This window comes from Amycolatopsis albidoflavus (assembly GCF_039525725.1).
Lineage (GTDB): Bacteria > Actinomycetota > Actinomycetes > Mycobacteriales > Pseudonocardiaceae > Amycolatopsis > Amycolatopsis albidoflava.
In genome coordinates, this window is the sequence record NZ_BAAAHV010000012.1 from 1,021,831 (window position 1) to 1,046,277 (window position 24,447).

Sequence of the window (24,447 nt, forward strand, 5' to 3'; positions counted from 1 at the left end):
CCCGGTCAGCGTGCGGCGGTGTCCATGCGCCGGCGCAGGCTCGCCGGCCGCATGTCGGTCCAGACCTCGGCGATGTGCGCGAGGCAGTCGCTCTTGGGGCCGCTGGTGCCCTCGGCTCGCCAGCCGGCCGGAAGCGGGCGGTCGGCCCACCAGATCGAGTACTGCTCCTCGTCGTTGAGAACCACGAGGTAGGTGCGGTCGTCGTTGTCGTCGCTCATGTTTTCTCCCAGGGATTCAGGCGGGTTTGGGCAGGAAGTCGTCCATCCGCAGGCCGGCGCCGGCCTGCGTGGCGAGCTCGCGCACGTGCTCGGCGACGGCGATGTCCAACGCGCCCAGGCCGAACGGCGAGAACACCAGGCGGCGGTTCGGGTCGCGGTCGACCGCGGCGATGCCGCGCAGCAGCTGGCCGATGGAGGCGTCGATGAAGTCTCGGCGGTAGGTGAGCCGTTGCGCGAGGTCGAGCGAGGTGCGTTCGCGGCAGACGTGCTCGGCGTCGTCGACGACGTTCTGGTTGGCCAGGATCGAGTCGGGGTAGATGTCGCGCAGCGACACATGCAGCACCAGGCTTCCCGGCCGGGTCGCGCGCAGCCCGAGATGCGGCTCGGACGCCGTGGTCGCGATGGAGATCAGCTCGTGCGCGCCGAGCGCCTGATCCGTGTCGACGGCGACCGCGATGTCCGCGTGGCCGGCGAATTCCTTGGCTTGCATGGCAAACTTCTCGGCGCGGGCCCGGTCGCGGTCGTAAACGGTGACGGCCCGCAGGTCGCGCCACACCGCCACGAGGAAGCGCAGCACCTCGAAGTTGACGACGCCACAGCCGATCATCGCCACGCCATCGGGCCGCGTGCCGCCGCTGAGCGTGCGGGCGGCCAGCGCGGCACTGGCCGCGGTGCGCTTGGCCGAGATCACCGAGCCCTCGATGAACGCGGTGGGCCGGCCGTCGCGCAGGGAGTTCAGCACGATGGCCGCGTTGGCCCGGGGCAGCCCGGACTCGATGTTGGCCGGGAACGAAGAGATCCACTTCATTCCGGCCGCGGGCGCCGGGCCGCCGACGAACGCCGGCAGTCCGATGATGCGGTCGCGGTCGTCGCCGGGAAAGCGCAGGAAGGTCGACAGCGGAACCGAGGAAGCGCCCTCGTCGTGGCGCCGGTAGGTGTCCGCGACGACGTCGATCAGCTCGGCCTCTCGGTCGGCCAGCAGATCGAGCACCTCGTGGTGGCGCAGGATGATCACAGTTTTGCTCCCGTCGTGTCGAGCGGCCGGGCGGCATCCCGCGTGACGCCGAGGTGCCGGCGGGTCCAGGAGTCGGAGTAGATGGTGTCCAGGTAGCGGTCGCCTCCGTCGGGAAAGACGAGCACGCAGGAGGAGCCGGCCGGGATGCGGTCGGCGTACGCGCTCAGCGCCGCCACGGTCGCGCCGGAGGAACCGCCGGCCAGCACCGCCTCGCGGGCCACCAGCCGGTGACAGGCGAGCACGCAGTCCAGGTCTGTCACGTGCACCACGTCGTGGGCGGCTGTCGGATCGAACAGCGCCGGGCGCACCGACGCGCCGTGCCCGGGCAGCAGCCGGGGCCGCGGCTGCTGCCCGTCGAAGATCTGGCTTCCTGCCGCGTCCACCGCGATGATCCGGGTGCGCAGCCCGTGCCGGCGCACGTAATCGGCGCAGCCGCGCAGTGTGCCGCACGAGCTGACCGCGCAGAACAGGTAGTCGACCCGGCCGGCGAGCGCGCGCACGATCTCGCCCATGGTGCGCTCGTGGGCCCTGCTGTTGAGCGGGTTCGCGTACTGGTTGGGCCAGTACGCGCCGGGAATGGACTCGACCAGCTCGCGCACCCGGCGAATACGCTGGGGCAGGTACTCCCCGGTCGTCGGGTCCGGCCGGTCGATCACCTCGACCTCGACGTTGTGCGCGCGCAGCAACGCCCGGTTCTGCTCGGTGGTCCGCGCGTCCACCACGCAGACGAAGCGCAGCCGGAAGTAGCCGCACACCTGGGCGATGCCCAGCGCGAGGTTTCCCGAACTGGACTCGACCACTGTGGACCGACCGGGTACCAGCTCGCCGGCGTGGATCTTGTCCGCCAGCATGGACAGCGCCGAGCGGTCCTTGATGCTGCCGCCGGGATTGAAGAACTCGAGTTTCGCCAGGACTTCCGCGTCCAGGCCGGGCAGCAGCCGCCGCAACCGGACCAGCGGCGTATTGCCGATCGTGGACAGAATCCCTTGTAGTTCCGACACCGCCTACGTTTCCTCCCCCAGAGGTGACATGCGGTCGAGCACAGCGGCACATCACCCGGGAAAGGCGTGGCGTCTGCGGGTCGAACTATCCGGCAGACGGCTATATCGCGACTATATCGCGGAATATCCGGTCACTCCGGCATCGCTGCCCGAGATCGCGCGCCCGCGGCCGCGGTCAGCACCGCGGCGGCCATCGCCACCGCGAAGCTGACGCCCGCGACCGTCGCGACCGTAGGCCACGGCACCGTGATCACGACATCGGTCGTCAGTCTGGACAGTGCGACCGACAGTCCGGCCAGGTCTACCACCGTCGCCAGCGCGGCCAGCACCACTCCCACCACGACGACGAGCGCGGTCTCGCCGGCCACGGCGGCCAATGCCTGCCTCGCCGTCGCGCCTGTCAATCGCAGCACCGCCAGCTCGCGGTACCGGCCGGCTGCCGCCATCACCATCGTGTTCGCTATGGCGATCAGGCTGTACACCAGCGAAATGCCCAGCGCCGCCAGCAATCCCAGCCAGCTCGCCCGGAACGCGGTGGACGCGGTGCCCTCGATCCAGACCGCTCGCGACTCGACACGCGCGCCGAGCCCGGCGACCGCCTGGTTCAACGCCGCCGTGTCGGCGGTCCCCGGTGCGATGTACGCGGCGGCGATCGGGAAGTCCGCCGCGTGCGCGGCGCTCAGGTAGGCATCGGGGCCGCGGATGCCGGCCTGCATCACGCCGACAACCCGTAGCGACAATGTGTCACCGGTGTCGAGCTCCACCGTGGCGTGCGCGCCGACCGTGAGATTCCAGTCGGTGCTGACGACTATGCCTCCGTCGTCCAATGCGGACAGTGAGCCCGCGGTGACCGGCACGGATTCGGCGCGGGCCAAGGCTATCGGGTCGACAGCCGCCAGATGGAAGTGGTGGATGTCGCCGCGAGCGTTCGCCGTGTAACCGGACATCGCGGCGGGCGCGACCACCACCGCGCCGGTCGCCCGCACCCTGGCGAGCACCTCCTGATTGAGCTGCGTGGTGTTGGCTGGCACCACTATCTGTTCGGCAAGCACCCGCTGCCGGGCTTCGCACATGGCGGCGGCATCGATCGTCGACACCGCGCCCAGCATCGCCGTCGCGAGGCCGACGGTGAGCAGCACCGGCGCGGCGGTCGCGGCGGTGCGCCTGACGGCGGCCACAGCGTTGGCACGAACCAGCGTCGGACCCGCGCCGCTCGACCACCGCATCGGCAGCATCACCAGACGGACCAGCGGCGGTGTCAGCACCGGCGACAACAGCGCGAACGCGGCGACCGGCAGCAGCAGCACTCCCAGGTACAGCAACGGGATCGTGGCGATCTTGGGCTGGACGACGGCGACCCAGCCGAGCACGGCGACGGCCGTGACGACGAGGAACAACCCCGATACCCACCGTCCCCTTGTCATCGGCGTGGCCTCGACGTCAGCTTCGCGCAGCGCCTCCACCGGGCGCAGGCGGCCCGCTCGCCATGAAGCTGCCGCTACTCCGACGAGCGCCACGGCCAGTCCGGCTGCTGGCGCGAGCACCAGCGGCAGCACCGACGGTCCCGCGCTGAACGACGAAGGCACGAGTTGTTGGTCCCGCAGCCACCACGTCAGCAGCGGCGCTCCGACGACGCCCAGCACGCAGCCGACCGCGCCCGAAACCGCGCCGACGATGCCGGCCTCCGCGAGCACCGTGCGCTGCACCTGTGCCGGGGTCGCACCGAGCAGTCGCAGCAACGCGGTCTCCCGGCGCAGCTGCGCCACCACGAAAGCGAATGTGGAGGAAACCACGAAAATCGAGACGAACGCGGCGATGCCGCCGGTCACGCCGAGCAGGGTGAGAACGCTGCGGAACCCGTTCGCAACGGTGGCCGGGTCGGCGCGTTGGCGGTCCGGCCCGGTCAGCACGTCCGCGTCGCCGGCGACGGCCTGCCGCACTGCGTCTACCGGACCGAGCGCCACCAGCGCGTCCACCTTGGGCGACAAGGTCGCTGCCTGGTCGTCGCTGAAGAACAGCGCCGACTCGAACCCCGCCGGCTCGGCGAGGCCGACCACCGTGTAGTCGGCGCGCCCCTGCCTGGTGAGCACGCTGACACGATTGCCGAGGGCACCGCTGCCCGCAGGGACTACGACGTCCGCCGGACCGGCCGGCGCACGGCCCGCGGCCAAGCGGTAAGGCGCGAACTGCGCCACCGACCACGGGTGCCCCACCTGTCCTGAGGCGGCACCGGCCAGTTGCGCCGGGAACGTGCGGTCCGCGACCACGGCGCCCGTCGCAGCCACCCGCGAGATCAGCTCCGCGTCCAGGGCGGGCGGGCGGGCGGCGAACTGACGGCTCACGCCCTTGACGGTGTGCACGGGCACGCTGCTCGGCGACTGCACTACCGCCGGGGCAGTGGCAAACCGCTGCACACCGAGCCCGTCGGACGCCGCGCTCGCGGCGGCCATCACCAGCCCGATCGACGTGATCACGCCGACGCCCAGGGCCAGCGCCACGAAGGCGCCGGCGAAGCTGACCCATCTGGTGCGCACGGTGCGCAACGCGACGTCGAGCATCATCACTCGGCCTCCAGACTGGTCATCCGGGCAGCCACCGCGTCGGCTGTCGGCCGCACCAGGTCGCCGTCGATGCGCCCGTCGCGCAGGAACACCACGCGGTCCGCGCGGAACGCGGCGACAGGGTCGTGCGTCACCATGATCACGGTCTGCCCCAGTTCGTCGACCAGACCGCGCAGCAGGGCCAGCACCTCACGGCCGCGGTTGCTGTCCAGCGCACCCGTCGGCTCGTCGGCGAACAGCACCGACGGCTTGACTACCAGCGCGCGGGCGATGGCCACCCGCTGCTGCTGGCCGCCGGACAGCTGCCCCGGGCGGTGCCCCAGCCGGTCGGCGAGCCCGACCGACGACAGCGCCCGCCTGATCTCGCCGTCCGGTGCCCGACGACCGGCAAGCCGCAGCGGCAGCGCCACGTTCTCGGCCGCGGTCAGCGACGAGACCAGGTTGAACGACTGGAACACGAAGCCGATGTGCCGCCTGCGGAACCGGGTCAAGCTGGTCTCGTTCCGCCCGGTCAATTCCGTCTCGGCGACCACCACCCGGCCGGTGTCCGGCCGGTCCAGCCCGGCCGCGCACTGGAGCAGAGTGGACTTGCCAGAGCCGGAGGGCCCCATCACCGCGGTGAACGTGGCCTCGGGGAACTCGACGTTGACGCCGTCGAGCGCCCGCACCTCGCTGTCCCCCGCGCCGTATGTCCTGTACACGTCCTCCAGCCGCACTGCCGAACTCATCGCGCTTCCCCCTGTCGTGTCGCGGGTCCTCGTGCCGCCGACCGCACACGATCCTTCCGGGCGGGAAGCCGCCAAACCACCCGGCTGGCATCCGTTCCGACGGTGTACCTAGCTACCAGTGCCCAGCGCGAGCAGCCGCTCGACCTCGCCGTCGTCCACAAGGGACAGTTCGGCCACCGCGACGTGCGGGTCCGCCGCCGCAGTCCGCACGACACGCGCCAACTGGTCTCCGAAGCGGGCGGCGGTGGCCGGGCGGAACAGGCCCCGGTCGTACTTCACCACGAAGTTCAGCTCACGGCGCCCGTGCCGAACTTCGACCGCGAGGTCGAACTGGCCGGCCATCTGCGGCACGTCCAGCAGCGCCAACCGCAGGCCGCGCCAGGTGATCTCGTGCCCGGTCGCGGAGCCCGCGGCGGCCATCGGCAGCGGCGGCTGCACCACGTCCGTGTTCAGCACCGTGAAGCCGATACGGCACAACGGCGAACCGTCGGCCCGCACGGTTCGCCGCAGCACCGCGTGCGGAAGGTCGACATGCGCCATGCCTTCCTTGAGCCGGCGGTCGGCCGCAGCGGCGAGCACGGCGCACGTGGCGTCGGCGTCGATGTCCGCGCGGAGCACCATGGTGTTCGCCAGGTGACCCACCACGTCGCGGAACGCCCGCCGAAGCCGTACGGATCCGGGAACCCCCACCAGGAATCGCGACCTGCCGGTGAGCCGGTACAGCAGCGCCTGCAAACATCCGGCGAGCAGCGCCGCCGGTGTGACCGACAGCCGCCGCGCCGTCTCCCGCGCGGCCAGCGCGACCTCCTCGGGCAGGTCGATGCGACAGGACTCGCCCTCGGGTTGCCCGCCCGCCCGCCGCGGCAGGTCCGGCACCAACTCGGCCGGCGGCGCCGCAGCGCACACCTGGCGCCAGTACTCGCGCAGTTCCGCCCCGCGCGTCCCGCTCAGGCTGTGGCGCTCCGCCTCCGCGAAGTCCTCGTACGTCGCCAACAGCCGCGGCCACTCCGGTGCCGTGCCGTCGACCACCGCGCGGTAGGCGTTGACGAGGTCCCGCAGCAGCAGCCACTGAGACGTGGCATCACTGCCGATGTGATGCGTCACTAGCGTGAGCACCGTGTCTGCTTCCCCGCGTACGAGCACGGCGCGGAACACGCGATTGCCGAGGTCGAAAGGCTGCGCCGCCACGTCGGCCACGGTGGCGTGCGGGCCGTCGCGGACGTCGAGGCCCCACGGGACGTCGTCCGCGATCTCCTTGCGCAGCAAGCCGTCCGCCTCGCGATAGACCGACCGCAGCTCAGGATGGCGTCGGACAACCATCCGCACGGCGCGGTCCAACGCCACGCCGTCGACCTCGCCGCGCAAGCACACCGCCAGCGCGACGTTGTAAGCGGCGCTGTCCGGCGCCATCCGGTGCAGGAGCCACATGGCTTCCTGACCGACCGAGAGAGTCACGAGGACGCCAGCTGGTCGTGCAGGAAGTCGGCCAGCGCCGCGACCGTCGGGTGATCCCACGCCACGGTCGGCTCCACCAGCAGGTCGAATTCTTCCTCGACGTCGCCGCTGAGCGTCATCGCGTACACCGAGTCAAGCCCGAGTTCGACCAGCGGCGTGTGCTGGTCGATCTCGGCGGGCGGGCGCTCCAGGTAGTGGGCGACCCGCGCGGTCAGCCACTGCCGGATGGTGGCGGTCGTCGCGGTCGGCATGCCAGCTCCCTCAGTAGTACAGCGGTTCACGGGTGGTGTCGAAGGCCAGGTCGCGCTCGAAGCGGTGGACCAGTTCGCCGTGCAGACCGGGGTGCGGCTCGACGGCTGTCGGCCGCTGCCCCCGGAGCCGCTCGGCGAGGCGGCGCAGCGCGGCCGTCACCCACGCTGGATCGCCGAGGAAGTCGGTACGCCGGCTCCACACGCCCAGGCAGGCACTCGCGGCGACCAGCACCGCGTACCGGTGCGCGAGGTCGAAGCTGTGCGGGCCGGCGATCACCGTGCGGTCGCGTGGCGCCAGCTGCGCGCACCCTGTCTTCAGCTCTGCGAACGCCGCGATCAGGTCGGCGACCACGGACCGGAGTTCCCCCTGGCACTGCCCGTACAGCGCGGGCAGCATCGCGGTGACCGAGTCCGCGCCCCGTGAATTCAGGGCCAGCTCGTGCCAGCGCAGCGCCGGCAGCTGCGCACCGAGGTCGAACAGGGAGTCCGGCGCGGGCGCGGCGTCGAGCCAGCTTCGCCTGGCCAGCGCCGGCAGCTGCGGGATGATGCTCGCCTGGCACACGGCCGCGCTGGCGTGTGCCAGGGCCGCTACGGGAAGGTCCCGGGAGTTCTTGCCGAAGATGCCGTACTCGCCGTCACGCAGGTACGAACGCGCGCCGAGCACCACGGACAGGTCGTAGTCGGCTTCCTGCAACACCTTTGGCACGAGGTACTTCACGGCCGCGGTCAGCACGCTGGTCTCCCCCGGCAGCACGTGGAGCGCGCGGGCGCCGACGAGCGCCAGGCAGTCGGCGATGAGCAGGTCGAGGAACGCGCCGGTGAGCGCGGCCCGTACGTGCGGCATGTCGCCCACCGCGCCGTCGTAGAGTCGCCGGGTCGTCGCGAATCGCGTCACGATCCGCAGTTGGCTGTCCAGGATGCCCACAACCACGCCCGGCAGGATGCTGCGGGTCGCCTGGAACGCACGCAGCACGGTCTCCATCGCGCCGCCGGGCTCACCGACCACCGCCGACGCCGGCACCGCGCAGTCATCGAACTCGATCGCGCCGAGCAACGCGCCGCGCATGCCGCCCGTGCGCGACCGCTGCAGCCGGGTGGTTTTCACCGCGCGAAGGTCGATCAACAAGTGCGAATGGCTGCGGCTGCCAGGCTGCTCGCTCGTGCGGGCGAACACCGTGACCGCCTGCGCGCGTTCGATGTTGTTGATGAGCTGCTTGCCGCCGCGCACCACGAAACTGTCGCCTTGGCGGCGGGCCGACAGCTCGGTGCGGCCGAAGTCCGCGCCATGCGCCAGCTCTGTGTAGCCGGCGCTGCACCGGCCGCCGGCGAGCAGCAGCTCCGCGAGCCAGCGTTGCTGTGCCTGGTCACCGGATGTCCACACCGGCACTGCGCCGATGAAGCTGGTGATGCCGTATGCGATGCCGAGCGTGGCGTCGCGCCGGAACACCGGGCGCAGTCCGGTGGTCAGGCTGTCGGCCTGGCGGAAGCGACCGCCCAGCCGCTCCGGCACGAACTCGGCGTTCACCCCGTGCGCCGCCAACGCCCGCTCGCCGGCGGCGATGACCTCGCCCTGCTCGTCGGCGGCGAGGATGTGTTCATGAGCAAGGGGATTCGACGAGTCGTACGGATCGCCCAGTACCGCCTGCACGCGGTCGCTCATGACAGCCCCTCCGCCAGTCGGCACGAGTACAGCGAGAACAGGGCACCCTCGCCGTGCTGTCGCCACATCCGCGGCAGCAGCGCGTCGGGCGCGTCGTCGTCGACGCCGAGCAGGCGGGACAGCGCCGCGCGGAGCCACATGCCGTCCGGCCACACGTCGCGGTTGTCCAGCCACAGCCGCAGGCACGCACCGGCGGCCATCGCGCGGGTGTACTCGGCGGCCATGGCCAACGAGTTCGGTGCCACCTGCCGAGACGGCCGCACGGCGGCAAGCCGGTCGTGCAGGTCGTCGGCGAACTCGCGCAGCCGCACGGCAAGCGACGCCAGTGCCGCAGGCGCGTCCAGGGCGAGCAGTTCGTCGGTGCCGGCGGGAATGCCCTGCACGAGGCTGGAACCGTTGCGCGACATCAGGCTCAGCGCCTGAGGCCGGAGTTCGTCGAGTGGGCCGCCCGTCGCCCGGACCAGGCCGTCGGTGTCGATCCGGCCGCGCCGGTAGCCGCGCACGAATGCCGGGAACTGGTTGACGAGCGAAGCCAGGTTGACGGCTGAGCTTCCGTCGAAGATGCCGACAATGCGGTGGTCGCGGCGCAGCTTCTCGAACGCGCCGTGCGCATACGCGGTCGTCAGCAGCGACCGCGCGCCGAGCACACCGGCCAAGCGTGTGATGACATGATCCATGGTTGTGGGCACGAAGTACTTCACCGCCGCGGAGATCACGCTCTGTTCCGCGGTGAGGGAGTGGATGGCGCGGGTGGCGACCAGTGTGAACGCCTCGCACACCAACAGGTCCGCGTACGCCTGCGCCAGGGTGCGCGCCGCCTGTGGCAGGTCGGACAGCCGCCGGCCGTACATCTCGTGCCTGGCGGCGAAGTCGGCCGCCAGCCGGAGCGAGTGGTCGCCGATGCCCAACGACATGCCGCCGCACAGCGTGCGGGTCAGCTGCAGGCTTTTCAGCACTGCCTCGACGCCGCCGCCAACGTCGCCGACAAGCGCGTCGCTCGGCACGGAAGCGTCGTCGAAGCCGATGCCGCTGATGTCCGCGGCGCGGACGCCGAGCGTGTAATTCTTCGGCAGGCAGCGGAAGCTGTCGGCGGACAGGCCGCGCTTGTCCACGAGCAGCAGGCTGAAGCCCCGCGCGCCGCCAGCCGGGTCGGTGCGAGCGAGCACGCACACTGTGCCGGCCCGCGTGGCGTTGTTGATGAGCCACTTCTCGCCGTTGAGGCAGTAGCCGCCATCGACCTCGACTGCCGACACGTCGCCGGCCAGCAAGTCGCTGCCGTGGTCCCGCTCCGTCAGCGCGAGGCTGACCACCTCGCCGCCGAGCACCCGGTCCGCCAGTGCGCGGGCCTGTGCCGGCGACGCCGTGGTCCACGCGCATACGGAGCCCAGGAACGTCTTGCAGTGCGCGAGCGCCACGGTGAAGTCCCGCCGCGCGAGCGCGCGGATGACTTGCAGCAAGTCGGTGTGGTCTCGAAGCTGGCCGCCGAACGCCGTCGGCACGTAGAACGCCGCCAGCCCGAGGCCGTCCAGCAGTGCGCAGATCTCGTCCGGGAAGCGTTCCGTGCAGTCGAATTCGGCGCAGCGTGCGTACGAGAACGTCCGGTCGGAGTCCCGCGGATCGCCGAGTTCGCGCTCGAGCCGTTCCGTCAGCGTGTACGGGTTCACGCGACGACCTGCCCGGTGCCACGGAACCGGAGGCGGGTCTGCTCCCCCAGCGCCTCGTGCACGGCGTCGAGCTGATTGCTCATGAACAGCTCTCGCACCGCCGCTCGCTGGATCTTGCCGCTTGTGGTCTTGCGGATGCGGCCAGGGCGCAGCAGCACGACGTCCACGGCGCCGAGGCCCAGCCGTCCGGTCAGGCCGGTCCGCAATGCCGCGGCGAGCTCGGCCAGTGCCTCGGGAGCCACATTCCTCGTGCGCACTTCCGCGACCAGCACCAGCCGTTCCGCGGGCGCGGGGACGGAGAAGACGCAGGAGGGCAGCTCGGCGACCGCCGGGTGCAGCGTGCGCACCTCGCGCTCCACGTCCTGTGGATAGATGTTGCGGCCGTTGACGATCATCATGTCCTTGAGCCGGCCGGTGATGTACAGCTCCCCGTCGCGCAGCACGCCGAGGTCGCCGGTGCGCAGGAAGCCCTCCTGCCCGCACGCCGTGCGCCCGCCGAAGCCGTCCCGCGTCTCCGCGGCGCGTCGCCAGTAGCCTTGCGCCACGCTCGGCCCGCGCAGCCAGATCTCGCCCACGCGCCCGTCCGGCCGCACCTGTGCCGAGTGCGGGTCCACGATGAGCAGATCCATGTCGGCGGTACGACCGCAGCCGACGATTTCCGGGCCGCCCGTCGCGGGCACGAGTTCGTCACGCTCCAGCGCGGCGGCATCGACCGCCGTGACGACCGGCGGCTTGCCCGGACGGCTGCCGGCGACGAACAACGTGGACTCCGCCATGCCGTAGCCCGCGACGAGCGCCTCGGGCCGGAACCCGTTGCCCGCGAAGCGATCCGCGAACCGGCGCAGCGTGGCCGGGTCGATCGGCTCCGCGCCGTTGCACGCGCGCTGCCAGCAGGAGAGGTCCAGGCCGGCCGCCTGTTTGTCGGTGACGCGGCGGGCGCACAGCTCGTAGCCGAAGTTGGGGGCGGCGGCGACCTGCGCGCGGTGCGCGGCGATCAGCTCCAGCCAGGACACCGGCCGTTTCATGAAGTCTGCCGGCGAGCAGACGACCGTCGTGCCGCCGAGGTACAGCGGCAGGAGCGTCATCGCGATCAGGCCCATGTCGTGGTACACGGGCAGCCAGCTGCAGAACGTGGTACCGGCGCCGACGTCCAGCAGGTCCGCGCCCAGCGCCAGGTTGGCGGCCAGGTTGCCGTGCGAGATCAGCACGCCCTTCGGCTCGCTGGTGGAGCCGGAGGTGTACTGGAGAAACGCCGACGTGTCCGCGTCGACGGCGGACGGCGACGAGTCCGCGGCGTCGTCGCCGCGCGGCAACGAGTCCGACGCTATGACCGCGAGGGCGACCAACCCCTCGTCGGACAGCCACTGCGACACCAGGTCGCGGTTGCACGCGTCCGTGAACACCATGGAGACGTCGGCGTCGATGACGATCGCCGCGGAGCGGCTCACGTTGCGCCGGTGGCGTTCCGGCAGCGGAACCGGCACCGGCAGCACCCCGGCGTACAGACAGCCGAGGAAGGCCCGCAGGAACTCCACCCCCGACGGGTACGCCAGCAGCACCCGGGAACCGGCGCGCACACGTACTCGCAACCAGGCCGCCGCGGCCCGTGCGTCGCGGTCCAGCTCCGCGTAGCTGACGGCGGTCTCCGTGCGCTCCGCACCCGTGAGCTGGCAGTGCACGATCGCGGGTCGGTCGCCGAACCGCGCGGCGTTGTCGATCAGTCGCGCCACGAACACCGTCCGGCTCCTCTCTTCGCGCTGTCGCCGGAGCCGAGCGTGTCCGCGCGGCCCATATTCTGGCTATGCCGGCTCATCCGCAGCCGCCGGCGTGCCCGTCGTCGCCGTGCCGCACGGGTGCCGGCACCGCGGCGACCGTCGCCACGGGCTCGGGCTTTCCCCCGAGCGAGTCGAGGAACGCCGCGAGCCGGTCCACCCCCCAGAACTTCTGGAAACCGTTGGTGTAAAAGGGAACGCCGAACACGCCGGCGCGATCGCAGTCCAGCAGGGCGGCGACGCCGGCGGCGCGCACCGCCGGGTCCTGCGGCGCGCCGACCAGGTCGTCCGGATCCAGCCCGAGTTCCGCGGCCGCCGCGGCGACCGTCTCCGGCTGGCAGATGTCCAGCCCCAGTTCCCAGCGGGCACGGTGCATGGCGCGGATGAAGTCGTGGCCGCACCCGAGCTCCGCGGCGACCAGATAGGCCAGGTGCGGCACCTCCCAATGCGGCTCCCGGTCCACCGGCCAGGTGGGGCGCAGGCCCCGCGCGGCCGCCAGCCGCCGCACGTCCTGGAGCACGTAGAGGTGTTTGGCTTTCGGCATGGCGCTGTAGTGGAATTCGCCACCGGCCTCGCGCAGCAGCCGCTCGGTCAGCTCGTCCGGCTCCCAGTACGGTGTCCACCGCAGTTCGTCGAGAAGATCCGGCCGTCCGGCTGTCAGGTCGTGGCAGGCCAGCCACGAGTACGGGCTGCGCAGGCTGAAGTAGCAACGCGGTCGCTTGTCGCGCATGGGATGCGGGCTCCTGTCCTACAGTGCGATGCCGCCGTCGACCTGGAACACCTGACCAGTCACATAGGACGCTCGGTCGGACAGCAGGAACGCGGTCAGCTCGGCCACCTCGTCGGCACGGCCGAAGCGGCCCAGGCTGATCCGGGCCAGCATCTGCTCGGTGAGCTTCGCCGGCAGGTCGGCGGTCATGTCGGTGTCGATGAGGCCGGGCGCCACCACGTTGGCCCGGATGCCGTGGCCGCCGACTTCCTTGGCCAGCGACCGGGTGAAGCCGATGATGCCGGCCTTGGACGCCGCGTAGTTGGTCTGCGACCGGTTGCCACTGACGCCGGCCACCGAGGAGATGGTCACCACCGCCCCGCGCTTGCGCTTCATCATCGGGAACACCGCGCTGCGGCACGCGTTGTAGGTGCCGTCGAGATTGACCCGCAGCACCTGCGCCCACTCGTCGTCGCTCATCAGCACCAGCGGCTTGTCGCGCACGATGCCTGCGGAGGCGACCACCGCGGTCAGCGGGCCCAGCTCGTCCTCCGCCTCGCGCACGAACTCCGCGACGGGCGCACGGTCGGCCACGTCCACGCGGCGGCACAACACCCGGCCGCCGTGTTCGAGCGCCTGCTTCGCGCAAAGCCGCGCGGCCGCGTCGTCGGATCCATAACAAAAGGCCACGTCGTAGCCATCGGCGGCCAGCCGTCGCACCACGGCCCGCCCGATGCCGCGGGAGCCACCTGTGACCAGGGCGACCGCACGCTGCGATGTCATCGTCTCCTCCTAGGTCGCCGTCGCCGGCTGTGCGCCGGCGAGCACGTCGCCGAGCTCGCGCATGGCGAGCACGAACTGCTCGATCTCGAGCGCCAGCTCGCCGTCGATCAGGGAATGCCCGGCGACCACGGAGGTCTCGCCGAGCTGCTTCTGGAGCACCACGTGGTGTTCGATGACGTCCCCCGGCACGGCCGGCCGGTGAAAACGGGCGCCATTGAGCACAGCAGCGAGCTCGAGCTTGCCGACGAGCACGTCCGGGTTGGGCTGTCCCCACGTGGCCAGCACGACCGCCGCCTGCGCCCACGACTCGAGCAGCAGCGAGGGAGGGTAGCGGTAGTCCTCGACGGCGTCGCGGAAGCACGGCTCCGCGCAGGTCACCGCCTTCAGCCCAGTCAGTTCCTTGCCTGGAACGACGGTCAGCACACGGTCCAGCAGCAGGATGGGGTACCGGTGCGGAATCAGCCGCACGATGCCGGCGGTGCCGAGCGCGCCGGTCATGACTCCGTCCGTGCGTAGGACATCCGCAGATCCGCGACGACGCGGTCCTCGCCGCGCACCTCGACCTCGGCGCGAACGCGCAGCAGATCACCGGAGTCGTCCAGCCCGCAGCCGATCGCCAGCCGGTCGCCGGGCCGAGCCGGACTGCGGAACCTGCACCGGCCGAGCTCGGTCAGCGTCAGCTCGCCCTGTGTGCCGGCACGCACCGTCTGGTCCACCAGCTCCACCAGGTAGGCGCCCGGCAGCACGGGAAAGCCTGGATAGTGGCCGGTGAACATGGGGTCGTCCGCGGCGAGTTCCACGGTCCCCGACACCGCGGCGGCCGTGGCGTGCTCCAAGGTCACCGCGGTGCGCACGGGCGTGGGACGCGGGCTCACTTGCGTGCCGCCAGCTTCGTCAGCACCAGCTCGCGGGTGGCGCTGAAGGTGGTCACCGACGACGCCAGCTCGTCGTCGGTCATCCGGATGCCGTAGCGCTTCTCCAGCCTGACGGTGATCTCGAGCGCGAGCAGCGAATCGACTTCCAGGTCCTGGACGAAGTCCGCGTCGTCAGTCACCTCGCGCACGTCCACGTCGATGACCTCCGCGATCAGCTCGCGCAGTTCCTCTCCGTCCAGCGAGTCGCCGTGCTCGGCGACCGCGGTGGTGTTCTCACTCATCGTTCTCCTCCTTGGTGGTGTCCGGCCCGGCGGACCGAATGCGCAGCACGGTGCAGCCGACACCGCCGCGGCGATCGACAGAGGTGACCACAGCGACCCGGCCGGCCGTCCCCGAGTCGAGCCTGGCGTGGGCCAGCACTCCGGCGAGTTGGAACGCCGCGGCCGCGGCGGCGGTGTCTCCGAGCAGGCCACGCACCTCGAGCCGGATTCGCCGCTGGTTGTCGAGCACGGTCGTCAGCGCGATCTGCTCGGCGGGCTCGGCCGAGCCGGCGACGACGCCGACGTCGGCCGGCCGCACGCCGGCACGGGCCAGCGTGGACCGCAAGCAGCCGGCGAGGGTGTCGGCGACCGACGCCCGGTCCGGACTTACGGCGAAGCCGTTACCGAGCAGATCCGCCAACGGCGTGCGGCCCGCGTTCGCCGCGCCGTCGAGCGTCTCCAACAGGAACAACGCGCACCCCTCGCTGACGTCCTGCTCCTCGGGGCGGCCGGCGGCGTGCCACTCCAGCCAGCCACGTTGTTCCGAGTACTCCTCGGCGGCACCGCAGACGATGCGCTCGCAGCGGCCGTTGCGCAGCAGACGCGCCGCGTAGTTCAACACCAGCAGACCGGTAGGCGCGCCGCCGGAAACGGTCGCGTTGGGTCCCTTGAGACCGTGCCAGATCGCGCTCTGCCCGGCGGCGCGGTTCATCACCGTGTTCGGGAAACGCGCGGGATCCACGTGATAGGGCTTGTCCCCCGTCATGGACGACGCCGTGAAGTCCACTATGGACTGGACGCTGCCGGAACCGGTGCCGAGCACGAGGCCGATCTGCTCGGGCCTGCTCACCGGCCGGCTGCCTGTGTCGTCGAGCACCAGGCCCGCGGTCGTCACGGCCATCGCGGTCACCCGGTCCATCGACCGGGTTCCCTTGGGGCCCAACGCCGAGCGGGCGTCGAAGTCCGGAATGAGGCGGGCCTTGCGGCACGGTCCGGCGACCGCGGCCCTCGGCGCAGGCGCACCGGCCGCGAGCCCGGCGGTGAAGGCGCGTGCGCCCAGACCGAACGGCGATGCCGCCGACCAGCCGGACAGCACCAGCTCCGGTGCGCCGCTCATCGCTGGTCCCAGGCGTCGCCCGCGGAGTTCAGCTCCGCCCCGTCCACACCGATCGAGTTCCCCGTCAGCCACGACGAGTCCGTCCCGGACAGCAGCACCACGGCCTCGGCGACATCCTCAGGCACCGTCAGCCGGCCGTGCGGGTTGACGCTCTCCCTGCGGCCGACGAACTCGGCGTGCTCCGGAATCCGCAGCAAAGCCGGAGTGACAGTCGTTCCGGCGCGCAGCGCGTTCACCGCCACGCCGCGCGGCGCGAGTTCGCAGGCCAGCTGCCGCACGTGCGCTTCCAGCGCGCACTTCGCCGCCGACACCGCGCCGTAGCTGGGCAACGCCTGCGTCGCGCCGGCGCTGGTCATCGCGAACACCTTCGCACCGCGAGGCAGCAGGTCCGCGTCCAGCAGGTCCTGCACCCAGTAGACGAGACTGTGCGCCATCACGTCGACGGTCATTTCCAGCTGCCGCTGAGTCAGCGTCTTGTCCCAGCCTGCGCGCGGCAGAAACGGCACCAGGGAACCGAAAGCCAGCGAGTGCATCAGCACGCGGACGCCGGCTCCCTCGCTCAATTCGGCGATGTCGGCGATCAGGCGAGCCCTGGTCGCCTGCCGGGCGGCATTGGCGTTGACGAAATGCGAGCGCACGCCCCGCGCCTTGATCTCCTTCTGCAACAGCAGGACCGACTCGTCGGCAGCGGACAGGTCGAAATGCAGGCCGACGACGTTGACGCCCGCGTCGGCCAGTGCCAGCGCCGTAGCCGCGCCCATACCGCTGGACGCCCCGAGGATCAGGCACCAGCTGCCGTTCAACGATCTCAACATGTCCCAACTCCGGTGTCTGCGACCACATGGGCCAGCGCGATGTTGCCGACGGTCGTCGCCGTGACGACCAGTTGCTGTCTGCCCGCGGCCAACGGCGCGGCGATGCCGAGCACGGGGCGCAGGCAGCCGTCCCGGCTGTCCGGCGGTTCCCAGCGCGCCTCCGGGAACCGGCGGGCGACCGCCGAGCCGACGGCGGAGTCGTCGCACATCACGGAGACCGGCACATCCGGGCTGACCGCGAGCTGGTCCAGCAACTCGTCCAGCTCGGCGGCCAGCCGCCGGGCGCCGGTCGGCTCGGCGACCAGCCGCGGTGGGCCGAAAGCCGTGCGCACACGGCAGCTTCCGTACACATGGGCGCCGCGGGCGAGCGCCTCGGGCCGACGCTCGCACACGAGCACCGCCGCACCTTGCCCACCCGCCCGCGCGTGCTCGGTCGCACCCGCGAGCGCGACGTCGCAGCGCCCCAGTGCGAGCGCGCGGCCGGCCGCGGCCACTGCCTCCAGACCGCCGACGCCAGGTGACGTCGTCGTCATGGTGAAGCCCTTCACCATGAGGTCGGCGGCGAGGCGGCCGGCGATCGCGTTGACCGCGAAGAACGGTGCGCTGGCCGGGCTGACCTGATGCCCGTCGCCGGCCAACGCCGCCTGCTCGATCTCGCGGTACAGGGGGCCGAGGCCCACGGTGCTGCCGACCACCGCCGCGCGAGCCTCTGGCGGCGCGTGGTCGAGGCCGCCGCCGTCGGCGACCGCGTCCCGCGCTGCCGCGAGAAGATAGTGGCAGCTCGCGGGCAGGTACTTGTAGCCGCGCGGGCCTAGCCGCGTGCGTACGTCGAACCACCCCTCGCCGTCCGACGCCATCCGCACCGCCACACCGATGCCGGTGATCACGACCTCTGCCACGCTCATGCGGCACTCTCCAACACGAGCGAACTGTTGTTGCCGCCGAAGGCGTAGGCATTCACCAACACGCGAGGGAATCGCAGCGACGTCGGTCCGTCCTGCGGCAGGAACACCGCGCACGTCGGATCCTGTTCCTCCAGCGCGATGTTCGCCGGCACCGCGCCCGCGGCCAGGATCAGCACGGCCGCGACCGCCGCGAGCGCCGCCGACGCACCGCCGGTGTGCCCGATCAGCGCCTTGAGGCTGTACAGCGGCACATCGTCGGCGCGCGTGCCCAGCACCGCACGCAAGGCTCTGCTCTCCACGCGGTCGTTGAGCACGGTTCCGGTGCCGTGCGGGATGACGCAGCCCGGCGCCGCCGTCAGCGCCTGCCGCATCGCGCGTTCGATCTGCTCGCCACTGGCATCCGGTGCGGTCGCGTGGCCGGCGTCGCAACTCCAGCCCGCGCCGGCGAACCGCGCGTGCACTGCCGCGCCCCTGGCCCTCGCGTATTGGGCGGACTCCAGCACGAGCATGCCGGCGCCCTCGCCGAGCACGGTGCCGCGCCGATGCGCGTCGAACGGCCTGCAGCACAACGGGTCGACCGCTCCCATGCGGTCCATGCACGCCCAGCCGACGCGGGAGTAGGCGTCCGCGCCGCCGGCGAGCACCACGTCGGCCTCGCCGGCGGCGATCAGGTCGGCGGCCAACGTGAGCGCGTACCCGCCGGCCGCGCAGGCGTTGCTGACGCTGGTGTTGGCGGCGTAGCCGCCAAGCCAGTCGGCGACCGCCGAAGCCACCAGGAACGCGGGCGTCTCGTCGCCCTCGGCCCGGCACTCCCGCGGCAACGCCTCGCCGTGGCAGGTGCCGATGACGGTGACGACACGATCGTGCGGCGTGGTCAGACCGGCATCGGCCAGCGCTTCCGCGGCGGCGGTGACCGCCAGCCGACCCGCACGCCCCGCGTCGTGCCCCGTCGCGGCGATGTCCGGCGCGCGATGCATCAGCGGGATGCGCAGGCCGGCCCCCTTGTCCGGCACGGTGTCGGGAGGCGCCGCCACAGCGGCGGTCATCGCGCGGTCCAACGCCGCCACCCCCGCCCCCTGACAGCACACCGCGCCGAGTCCGGTCACCACCACGTCGGTCATCAGTGCCCGCCGATCCCGGCCAGCGCGCCGAGCAGCACGTCGTCGAAGTCGACCAGGCCCCACTCCCGCCGGCCTGCCAGCTCCGCGTAGCCGTGGGTGATCCGGCCGGTCGCGGTCTGCACAAGCACGCCGTCGCGCAGTACGTAGCTGTCCATGCGGCTGGTGAAGGTCAGTCGCTTGAAGACCTGCTCCACCGCGAAGACCGTGTAGAGGTCCTCCTCCATGTACGCCTCGTCGAGCAGCGTGATGCGCGAGTGCGGCACGGCCGGGATCAGGCGTTGCCGGTCCAGCAGCGTCTTGATGGACACGCCCCGGTCGGCCAGGAACAGGTCGACGACCTCCTCCATTATCCGCAGGTAGCCGGACATCTGGAGGCGTTCGGCGAAGTGGCAGTAGAAGTACGGGATGCGGTGCCGCCACACGAAAGCGTTGCGGCCGGCGCGCAGCGCCTCGGCCGGCTCCGCATCGCCGATCCGGATCGGCTCGCCGCCCTCGCCGAGCCGGTCCACCGTGTACGGCAGCAGGTCCGCAGGCACCGGCTCGGCCGCCTCGCCGCGGGTGTCCAGCCGCAGCGACACTCGCACCTTCGAGCTGACGGCCCGCGGGTCATGGGCGTCGCGGCGGATCGTGACGGCATAGGTCATGCCGCCGGTCGGCCGAACCTCGGCGACGGCCAGGTCGTCCACCCGCAGCGCCCGCACGATCCTGGTGTCGATGTGCGCGATGTCCACACACAGCCCGTGCTCGTGGTACAGCGCGGTCGGCGAATGCCCGACCCGCCGGAGGTGTTCCAGCACCGCCTCCTCGACGAGGTAGTTGAGGTGCTTGAAACCGATCCAGGTGCCTACGTTCGCGCCCTCGTAGCGCGGCCGCAGCTCGACCACCGTGGCATTGGCCGACACCTCGGCCGGGACGACAGATGCCGACATCGTCAACTCCAGTCCTGTGCTTCTGCGGTCAGGAAGTGCCGCACTACCGCGGCGAACACGTCCGGTCGCTCGACCATCGGAAAGTGGCCGCAGTCGGCGATCGACTCGCTGCGGCCGTCGGGCAGGCTGCGTGCCAGCGCGGCGGCGTCTCCGGCCCGCGCGGCACGATCGTCACGGCCGCTGACCACCAGCACCGGCGGTCGCACCGCGTCCATGGCGACCATGGGCGACCGCAGGTAGGCGTCGAAGAAGCGGACCCAGCCGTAGGGACCGATCCGCTCTCGCAGGCGGTGCGCCATGTTCTCGCGCACGTCGTCGTCGAGCCGGCCGCCCGAGCTCACCCGCAGCCCCTCGTCCAGAATGGCCAGCAGACCGTGCAGGTAGCTTTCGGCTGTTTCCCAAGTGAAGTCTTCGGGCGTCGGCCGGTAGAACGGCGACACCAGGACCACCGCACGCGGCTGCTGGATCTCCTTGGTGGCAAGCAGTTCCAGCATGAGGTTGGCCGCGAAGGAGTGGGCGATCACCACGTCGGGGTCGCCGGGCACGGCGGCGAGCGCCTGGGCCACGGCGGCGGCCGCGTCGTCGCGCCGGCTCCAACGACCGGAACCGGCTGAGTGCCACGGCAGCTGCGCGTCCCACAACTCGAGGTCGGCGTCGACGTGTGCGGCGAAGCCGTCCCATGACGAGATGCCGCCTCCGAGGCCGTGCAGCAGTACGGTGCGGTGCCGGCCAGGTCTGCGCCGGCGCACCCTGACGGCGTCGGCGGTCATGCCGCGCCGCCGATCGGCGTCAGGAGCAGCGCTGCCGTGGCGTCGTCCACACCGCCACGGCCGGCGGTCGCCAGCACCGCGTCGTCCGAACCGTCTGCCAGCCACCCGGCACCGGCCGCGCACTGCAATACGCCGAGTGCCCCCGAACACGTGGCGTCCAGCGTGCCGGCTACGTCATACCGTTGTGCCCCAGGCACTTCGCCGTCGTTAGCGCCGTCCTCCGGCACGCACCACAGGCCGATCCGACGGTTCATCGCCACGGCGAAGACCGCGTCGGCATGCGCACCGGTCCGCGCGTAGGCACCGACCTGGGCGATTGGCCGCACGCCGCGTTCCGCCGCGGACTCCGGAGTCTCCAGCACAAGCGCGACGGCACCGTCCAGCGAGCGGCGGCCAGCAGGTTGCCACCGGTCCAGCAGGCCGTCGACCACTTGATTGCCCGGCTCGACGCCGACCACCAGTGCGCGGTCGGCGCGGCCGGCCGCGATGACCATGCGGCCCCAGTGCACGGCGTCCAGCCCGGACGTCGAGCCATTGCACAGCGTGAGATTCACTGCGCGGGCCCCGTACGTGATGGCCAGCCAGGACGCCACGACGTTGCTCGCGGTACTCGGCAGCAGCATCGGGCTGGTGCCGAGGTAGGTCTGTTCGGCGATGGTGTCCACGGTGTCGCAGACGGTGTCGAGGTTGCCGAAGTTCGTGCTGACCACGACGCCGGTGCGCGCACCGGCGTCGGTCAGCTGTGCGGCCGACAGCGCCCGCTGCGCTGAGGCCAGAGCCAGTCGGGTGGCGCGGTCCTTGTGCCGCAGCACACGCCGGCTCATGCCGTCCAACGGATCGGCCATGGTCCGGAGCGGCCCGGAAGCCGGCGACTCGCCGGCGATAGCCGCGCCGACGCCGGTGACCACCGCCAGTCTGTCCACTGTGTTCATTCGCGCGGCCTTTCGATCACGGCGACGGCGTTGAGCCCGCCGAAGCCGAACGAGTCCACCTGGGCGCGACGCAGCGACCCGGGCGCTGCGGTGTCCCGAACCAGCCGGAGGCCGGCGGCCTCGGGCATCGGGTCGTCCAGCGTCGTGATCGGCGGCACCACACCCGCGCGCATCGATTCGACGGCCACCAGCAGGCTGTGCAGACCGGACGCACCCGCGGTGTGCCCCGTCATGCACTTCATCGCCGTCATCAGCGGCCCGCCGCTGCCGAAAACCTCTCTCATCACGAGTGCCTCGGCTTCGTCGTTGAGCTCCGTTCCGGTGCCGTGCAGCAACACCAGGTCGATGTCCTCGGCGACGGTGCCCGCGCGGCAGTGTGCTTCCCGGACCGCCGCCGCGATGCTGGCGGCGTGCGGTGCGGACGGGTGATAGGCGTCGCAGTTCACCGCGACGCCGGTCACCGTCGCGTGCACCCGCCCGACAGGCTCACGCGACAGCACCACAGCCGCGGCGCCCTCGCCTTGGAGCATTCCCGCCCGGGCGCGGTCAAACGGCTGCAACCGACGCGGCGCCACGGGGTAGCAGCGGTCCAACAGGCCGTAAGTGCTCTCGGAGATGGTGTCCACGCCGGCGACCACCACCGTGTCGGCGGTGCCCGTGGCGAGCAGGTCCACGCCGAGCCCCAGCGCGTAAAGCGACGCCGAGCACGCGTTCGCCACCGTGTAGGTGCGGGTCGCGCCGAACCGCTTCCGCAGCGCAGTGCCGAAGTGCAGGTCCGCCAGCGCGAATTCCGCCTTGTCCCGCCACATCAGCTCGACCGACCGGATTTCCCGCAGCGTCGTGCCGATCAGCACCGGGACGTCGTCGAGCCGTTCCGGCAGACCGGCATCGGCCAGCGCGTCGACGACCACCCGCTCCAGCCATCTGGTGGCACGCAGCGGCACGTCCACGCCGGGCGCCGGACGGTCGTCGATCTCGAAGGCGTGCCGCGTCCGGTAGCGCGTGAGGTCGAAGCCCTTCGGCTCCCCGATGCCGCTCTTGCCCGCGCACAGGGCCGCGAAGATCTCCGCGCTGCTGCCACCGACGCTGGACAGCGCGCCAACGCCGGTGATCGCGGCGGTCATGGCCGCGTCCGGTCGTACCGGCCCAGCAGCAAAACCGCGTTGTTGCCGCCGAAGGCAAGAGCGTTGTTCTGCACCACGTCCAGCGGCATCGGGCGAGACCGGTTGGGCACGCAGTCCAGACCGCACTCCGGATCGGTGACGCGATGGTTGATGGTGGGCGGGATGAAGCCCTCCGTGACCGCCAGCGCGCACGCGGCCGCAGCGAGCGCGCTGGCCGCGCCCATGCTGTGCCCGAGCATCGACTTGATGGACGCGGTGGGCGGCGTGTCCGGGCCGAACACCTTGCGGATGGCGCCGGCTTCGGTCACGTCGTTGGCTTTGGTGCCGGTGCCGTGTGCGGAGATGAAGTCCACCTCGGCCGGGGCGATGCCGGCGTCCTGATGCGCCGACTCGATGCACCGGGCGAGGCCGTCCTGGTCGGGTGCCACCGGGTGACTGGCGTCGCAGGACAGCCCGAAGCCGAGCACCTCCGCGTAGATCCGGGCGCCTCGGTCGAGCGCGGACTCCAGCGGCTCCATCAGCAGCATGCCGGCCCCCTCCCCGGTGAGAATGCCCAGCCGGTCCGCGTCGAACGGCCGGCAGACGTCCGGCGCGATGGTGCCGAGCCGGTAGAAGCCGGCAAAGGTCTTGCGGTCCAACGCGTCCGCGCCGCCGCAGAGTGCGAAGTCGGCGTCGCCTGCGCGCAGCGTGTCGAAGCCGTAGCCGATGGCGTAGTTGCCGGCGGCGCAGGCAGTCGGAATGGTGACCGCCTCGACGTCGACGAGTTCCAGCTCCGCCGCCACGCTCGCGGACAGCCGGCTCGCATTGACCCGGCCGGCCACCGCCGGGTCAAGCCGGTCCGGGCCGGCCGCGAGGCTGTCGGCGGTGAGCCGGTCGAAGTCGCAGCCCTCGCCATTGGTGGTGCCGACCGTCACCAGGGCCTGGCCGGCCCGCAGGCGGTCCACGGGCAGCCCCGCGTCCGCCACCGCCATCCGGGCCGCCGCGACCGCGAACTGGCTGGTGCGGCCCAATGTGCCGGGGTCGAGCCGGACGATGTGCGCGGCAGGGTCGAAATCAGTGATCTCGCATGCGTTGGCGTGCTCGAACCCGGTCGTGTCGAAACTGGCGATGGGCTTGGCTCCGCTGCGGCCTGCCCGTAGCCCGGTCAGGAACGCCGGCACGCCGACGCCGATGCTGGTGATCACGCCGAGGCCCGTGACCACGACGCGGTGTCGCGCCACGTCCATACCGCCTAGCGCCCGAGGGATTCGGCCAGCACCGTGTACACGCCGTCCATGTTGACCATGCGGCTCAGTTCGGCCTGGTCGATCGTGACCTTGAAGGCGCGCTCCAGCGCGGCGAGAATCTCGATGGCCAGCAATGAATCAGCCTCGTGGTCCTCCTTGAACAAGCTGGAGTCGGTGACCTCGTCGAGCTCGATCTCGAGGATCTCGCACACGATCTCCTTGGCCCGCGTCCTGCGGTCCGTGTCCAGCGCGACTTCAGCGTTCGAACTCGTCATCTGCCCCTCCACGGGAAAGTCCCAGCCGATGACGGCAATGCTGGCGAGCATCCCAATATTGGGCCTATACGGCGGCGCCCGGCGGATGACCGTCGTCGAGCAGCACCCTGAGTCGCCGGACTCGTCCCATGCGATGCACCCGCGCCCTGCGTGCTCGTGGGACTGGATGGAGGACAAGGCGCTCGGCAAGGCCCAGTGCCTTGCCTCAACGGATGTCAAATGTGCCGGTCGTGTTTGACGACGTCGCCGATCCGGCGAGAGCTGGCAGTGCTGTGACGCAA

The 24,447-nt window shown here is 71.4% G+C and carries 25 protein-coding genes; all 25 read right to left on the reverse strand.

Translation table 11 applies throughout. The annotated features are described in order from the left end of the window. Positions 1-5: 5 nt before the first annotated feature. The gene (locus ABD156_RS22950; RefSeq protein ID WP_344277118.1) at positions 6-218 is read right to left on the reverse strand and encodes an MbtH family protein; all 213 of its coding nucleotides are present in this window, start codon (positions 216-218) and stop codon (positions 6-8) included. Positions 219-234: 16 nt separating this feature from the next. Next, positions 235-1,233, reverse strand: a complete 999-nt coding sequence (gene sbnB, locus ABD156_RS22955) for a 2,3-diaminopropionate biosynthesis protein SbnB (RefSeq protein ID WP_344277121.1) — start codon at positions 1,231-1,233, stop codon at positions 235-237. After that, positions 1,230-2,234, reverse strand: coding sequence for a 2,3-diaminopropionate biosynthesis protein SbnA (gene sbnA, locus ABD156_RS22960; RefSeq protein WP_344277125.1), 1,005 nt, complete (start codon positions 2,232-2,234; stop codon positions 1,230-1,232). Before sbnA ends, sbnB begins: the two co-directional genes overlap by 4 nt. A 131-nt stretch (positions 2,235-2,365) precedes the next feature. Beyond that, complete coding sequence (locus ABD156_RS22965) at positions 2,366-4,795, reverse strand: ABC transporter permease (protein ID WP_344277128.1); 2,430 nt, start codon at positions 4,793-4,795, stop codon at positions 2,366-2,368. Continuing rightward, entirely contained in the window at positions 4,795-5,523 is a 729-nt protein-coding gene (locus ABD156_RS22970; RefSeq protein ID WP_344277131.1) for an ABC transporter ATP-binding protein, read from the reverse strand. The genes ABD156_RS22965 and ABD156_RS22970 overlap by 1 nt, the downstream gene beginning before the upstream one ends. Positions 5,524-5,631: 108 nt before the next feature. Next, positions 5,632-6,978: a condensation domain-containing protein gene (locus tag ABD156_RS22975; protein ID WP_344277134.1), complete on the reverse strand. Its 1,347-nt coding sequence runs from the start codon at positions 6,976-6,978 to the stop codon at positions 5,632-5,634. After that, positions 6,975-7,229, reverse strand: a complete 255-nt coding sequence (locus tag ABD156_RS22980; protein ID WP_344277137.1) for an acyl carrier protein — start codon at positions 7,227-7,229, stop codon at positions 6,975-6,977. Before ABD156_RS22980 ends, ABD156_RS22975 begins: the two co-directional genes overlap by 4 nt. Before the next feature lie 10 nt (positions 7,230-7,239). Beyond that, the gene (locus ABD156_RS22985; protein ID WP_344277139.1) at positions 7,240-8,889 is read right to left on the reverse strand and encodes an acyl-CoA dehydrogenase family protein; all 1,650 of its coding nucleotides are present in this window, start codon (positions 8,887-8,889) and stop codon (positions 7,240-7,242) included. Further along, the gene (locus ABD156_RS22990) at positions 8,886-10,553 is read right to left on the reverse strand and encodes an acyl-CoA dehydrogenase family protein (RefSeq protein ID WP_344277142.1); all 1,668 of its coding nucleotides are present in this window, start codon (positions 10,551-10,553) and stop codon (positions 8,886-8,888) included. The genes ABD156_RS22985 and ABD156_RS22990 overlap by 4 nt, the downstream gene beginning before the upstream one ends. Further along, positions 10,550-12,289, reverse strand: a complete 1,740-nt coding sequence (locus tag ABD156_RS22995) for a fatty acyl-AMP ligase (RefSeq protein ID WP_344277145.1) — start codon at positions 12,287-12,289, stop codon at positions 10,550-10,552. The genes ABD156_RS22990 and ABD156_RS22995 overlap by 4 nt, the downstream gene beginning before the upstream one ends. Positions 12,290-12,362: 73 nt before the next feature. Next, the gene (locus tag ABD156_RS23000) at positions 12,363-13,055 is read right to left on the reverse strand and encodes a 2-hydroxychromene-2-carboxylate isomerase (RefSeq protein ID WP_344277147.1); all 693 of its coding nucleotides are present in this window, start codon (positions 13,053-13,055) and stop codon (positions 12,363-12,365) included. Positions 13,056-13,073: 18 nt separating this feature from the next. Continuing rightward, positions 13,074-13,817 carry a 3-oxoacyl-[acyl-carrier-protein] reductase gene (gene fabG / locus ABD156_RS23005; protein ID WP_344277148.1) on the reverse strand — a complete coding sequence of 248 codons (744 nt, stop codon included), beginning with the start codon at positions 13,815-13,817 and terminating at the stop codon, positions 13,074-13,076. A 9-nt stretch (positions 13,818-13,826) separates the two neighbouring features. Next, on the reverse strand, positions 13,827-14,315 hold the full coding sequence (locus ABD156_RS23010; RefSeq protein ID WP_344277151.1) for a 3-hydroxyacyl-ACP dehydratase FabZ family protein: 489 nt from the start codon (positions 14,313-14,315) through the stop codon (positions 13,827-13,829). Beyond that, complete coding sequence (locus tag ABD156_RS23015) at positions 14,312-14,692, reverse strand: 3-hydroxyacyl-ACP dehydratase FabZ family protein (RefSeq protein ID WP_344277153.1); 381 nt, start codon at positions 14,690-14,692, stop codon at positions 14,312-14,314. The genes ABD156_RS23010 and ABD156_RS23015 overlap by 4 nt, the downstream gene beginning before the upstream one ends. After that, positions 14,689-14,973, reverse strand: a complete 285-nt coding sequence (locus tag ABD156_RS23020) for an acyl carrier protein (RefSeq protein WP_344277156.1) — start codon at positions 14,971-14,973, stop codon at positions 14,689-14,691. Before ABD156_RS23020 ends, ABD156_RS23015 begins: the two co-directional genes overlap by 4 nt. Continuing rightward, positions 14,966-16,069 (reverse strand): beta-ketoacyl synthase N-terminal-like domain-containing protein, encoded by a 1,104-nt coding sequence (locus ABD156_RS23025; protein WP_344277159.1) that lies wholly within the window; start codon positions 16,067-16,069, stop codon positions 14,966-14,968. Before ABD156_RS23025 ends, ABD156_RS23020 begins: the two co-directional genes overlap by 8 nt. After that, complete coding sequence (locus ABD156_RS23030; protein WP_344277162.1) at positions 16,066-16,884, reverse strand: SDR family oxidoreductase; 819 nt, start codon at positions 16,882-16,884, stop codon at positions 16,066-16,068. Before ABD156_RS23030 ends, ABD156_RS23025 begins: the two co-directional genes overlap by 4 nt. Then, positions 16,878-17,789, reverse strand: a complete 912-nt coding sequence (locus ABD156_RS23035) for a beta-ketoacyl synthase N-terminal-like domain-containing protein (RefSeq protein ID WP_344277165.1) — start codon at positions 17,787-17,789, stop codon at positions 16,878-16,880. Before ABD156_RS23035 ends, ABD156_RS23030 begins: the two co-directional genes overlap by 7 nt. Then, on the reverse strand, positions 17,786-18,910 hold the full coding sequence (locus ABD156_RS23040; protein WP_344277168.1) for a beta-ketoacyl-[acyl-carrier-protein] synthase family protein: 1,125 nt from the start codon (positions 18,908-18,910) through the stop codon (positions 17,786-17,788). The genes ABD156_RS23035 and ABD156_RS23040 overlap by 4 nt, the downstream gene beginning before the upstream one ends. Further along, the gene (locus ABD156_RS23045; protein ID WP_344277171.1) at positions 18,910-19,839 is read right to left on the reverse strand and encodes an acyl-CoA thioesterase family protein; all 930 of its coding nucleotides are present in this window, start codon (positions 19,837-19,839) and stop codon (positions 18,910-18,912) included. The genes ABD156_RS23040 and ABD156_RS23045 overlap by 1 nt, the downstream gene beginning before the upstream one ends. A 2-nt stretch (positions 19,840-19,841) precedes the next feature. Beyond that, positions 19,842-20,609: an alpha/beta fold hydrolase gene (locus ABD156_RS23050; protein ID WP_344277173.1), complete on the reverse strand. Its 768-nt coding sequence runs from the start codon at positions 20,607-20,609 to the stop codon at positions 19,842-19,844. Next, positions 20,606-21,541: a beta-ketoacyl synthase N-terminal-like domain-containing protein gene (locus tag ABD156_RS23055; RefSeq protein WP_344277176.1), complete on the reverse strand. Its 936-nt coding sequence runs from the start codon at positions 21,539-21,541 to the stop codon at positions 20,606-20,608. Before ABD156_RS23055 ends, ABD156_RS23050 begins: the two co-directional genes overlap by 4 nt. Continuing rightward, complete coding sequence (locus ABD156_RS23060; RefSeq protein ID WP_344277179.1) at positions 21,538-22,665, reverse strand: beta-ketoacyl synthase N-terminal-like domain-containing protein; 1,128 nt, start codon at positions 22,663-22,665, stop codon at positions 21,538-21,540. Before ABD156_RS23060 ends, ABD156_RS23055 begins: the two co-directional genes overlap by 4 nt. Next, positions 22,662-23,885, reverse strand: a complete 1,224-nt coding sequence (locus tag ABD156_RS23065) for a beta-ketoacyl-[acyl-carrier-protein] synthase family protein (protein WP_344277182.1) — start codon at positions 23,883-23,885, stop codon at positions 22,662-22,664. Before ABD156_RS23065 ends, ABD156_RS23060 begins: the two co-directional genes overlap by 4 nt. A gap of 11 nt (positions 23,886-23,896) precedes the next feature. After that, the gene (locus ABD156_RS23070; RefSeq protein ID WP_344277185.1) at positions 23,897-24,166 is read right to left on the reverse strand and encodes an acyl carrier protein; all 270 of its coding nucleotides are present in this window, start codon (positions 24,164-24,166) and stop codon (positions 23,897-23,899) included. Between the last annotated feature and the right edge of the window lie 281 nt (positions 24,167-24,447).

Excerpts from the sequence above, each read along its gene's own strand:
- ABD156_RS22970 (WP_344277131.1), bottom strand. The coding sequence starts at position 5,523 with ATGAGTTCGGCAGTGCGGCTGGAGGACGTGTACAGGACATACGGCGCG.
- ABD156_RS23055 (WP_344277176.1), bottom strand. The coding sequence starts at position 21,541 with ATGAACACAGTGGACAGACTGGCGGTGGTCACCGGCGTCGGCGCGGCT.
- ABD156_RS23030 (WP_344277162.1), bottom strand. The coding sequence starts at position 16,884 with ATGTTGAGATCGTTGAACGGCAGCTGGTGCCTGATCCTCGGGGCGTCC.
- ABD156_RS23050 (WP_344277173.1), bottom strand. The coding sequence starts at position 20,609 with ATGACCGCCGACGCCGTCAGGGTGCGCCGGCGCAGACCTGGCCGGCAC.
- ABD156_RS23000 (WP_344277147.1), bottom strand. The coding sequence starts at position 13,055 with ATGCGCGACAAGCGACCGCGTTGCTACTTCAGCCTGCGCAGCCCGTAC.
- ABD156_RS22985 (WP_344277139.1), bottom strand. The coding sequence starts at position 8,889 with ATGAGCGACCGCGTGCAGGCGGTACTGGGCGATCCGTACGACTCGTCG.
- ABD156_RS23045 (WP_344277171.1), bottom strand. The coding sequence starts at position 19,839 with ATGTCGGCATCTGTCGTCCCGGCCGAGGTGTCGGCCAATGCCACGGTG.
- ABD156_RS23035 (WP_344277165.1), bottom strand. The coding sequence starts at position 17,789 with ATGAGCGTGGCAGAGGTCGTGATCACCGGCATCGGTGTGGCGGTGCGG.
- ABD156_RS22980 (WP_344277137.1), bottom strand. The coding sequence starts at position 7,229 with ATGCCGACCGCGACGACCGCCACCATCCGGCAGTGGCTGACCGCGCGG.
- ABD156_RS23060 (WP_344277179.1), bottom strand. The coding sequence starts at position 22,665 with ATGACCGCCGCGATCACCGGCGTTGGCGCGCTGTCCAGCGTCGGTGGC.
- ABD156_RS23010 (WP_344277151.1), bottom strand. The coding sequence starts at position 14,315 with ATGACCGGCGCGCTCGGCACCGCCGGCATCGTGCGGCTGATTCCGCAC.
- ABD156_RS22950 (WP_344277118.1), bottom strand. The coding sequence starts at position 218 with ATGAGCGACGACAACGACGACCGCACCTACCTCGTGGTTCTCAACGAC.
- ABD156_RS22965 (WP_344277128.1), bottom strand. The coding sequence starts at position 4,795 with ATGATGCTCGACGTCGCGTTGCGCACCGTGCGCACCAGATGGGTCAGC.
- fabG (WP_344277148.1), bottom strand. The coding sequence starts at position 13,817 with ATGACATCGCAGCGTGCGGTCGCCCTGGTCACAGGTGGCTCCCGCGGC.
- ABD156_RS23025 (WP_344277159.1), bottom strand. The coding sequence starts at position 16,069 with ATGAGCGGCGCACCGGAGCTGGTGCTGTCCGGCTGGTCGGCGGCATCG.
- ABD156_RS23070 (WP_344277185.1), bottom strand. The coding sequence starts at position 24,166 with ATGACGAGTTCGAACGCTGAAGTCGCGCTGGACACGGACCGCAGGACG.
- ABD156_RS23020 (WP_344277156.1), bottom strand. The coding sequence starts at position 14,973 with ATGAGTGAGAACACCACCGCGGTCGCCGAGCACGGCGACTCGCTGGAC.
- ABD156_RS23040 (WP_344277168.1), bottom strand. The coding sequence starts at position 18,910 with ATGACCGACGTGGTGGTGACCGGACTCGGCGCGGTGTGCTGTCAGGGG.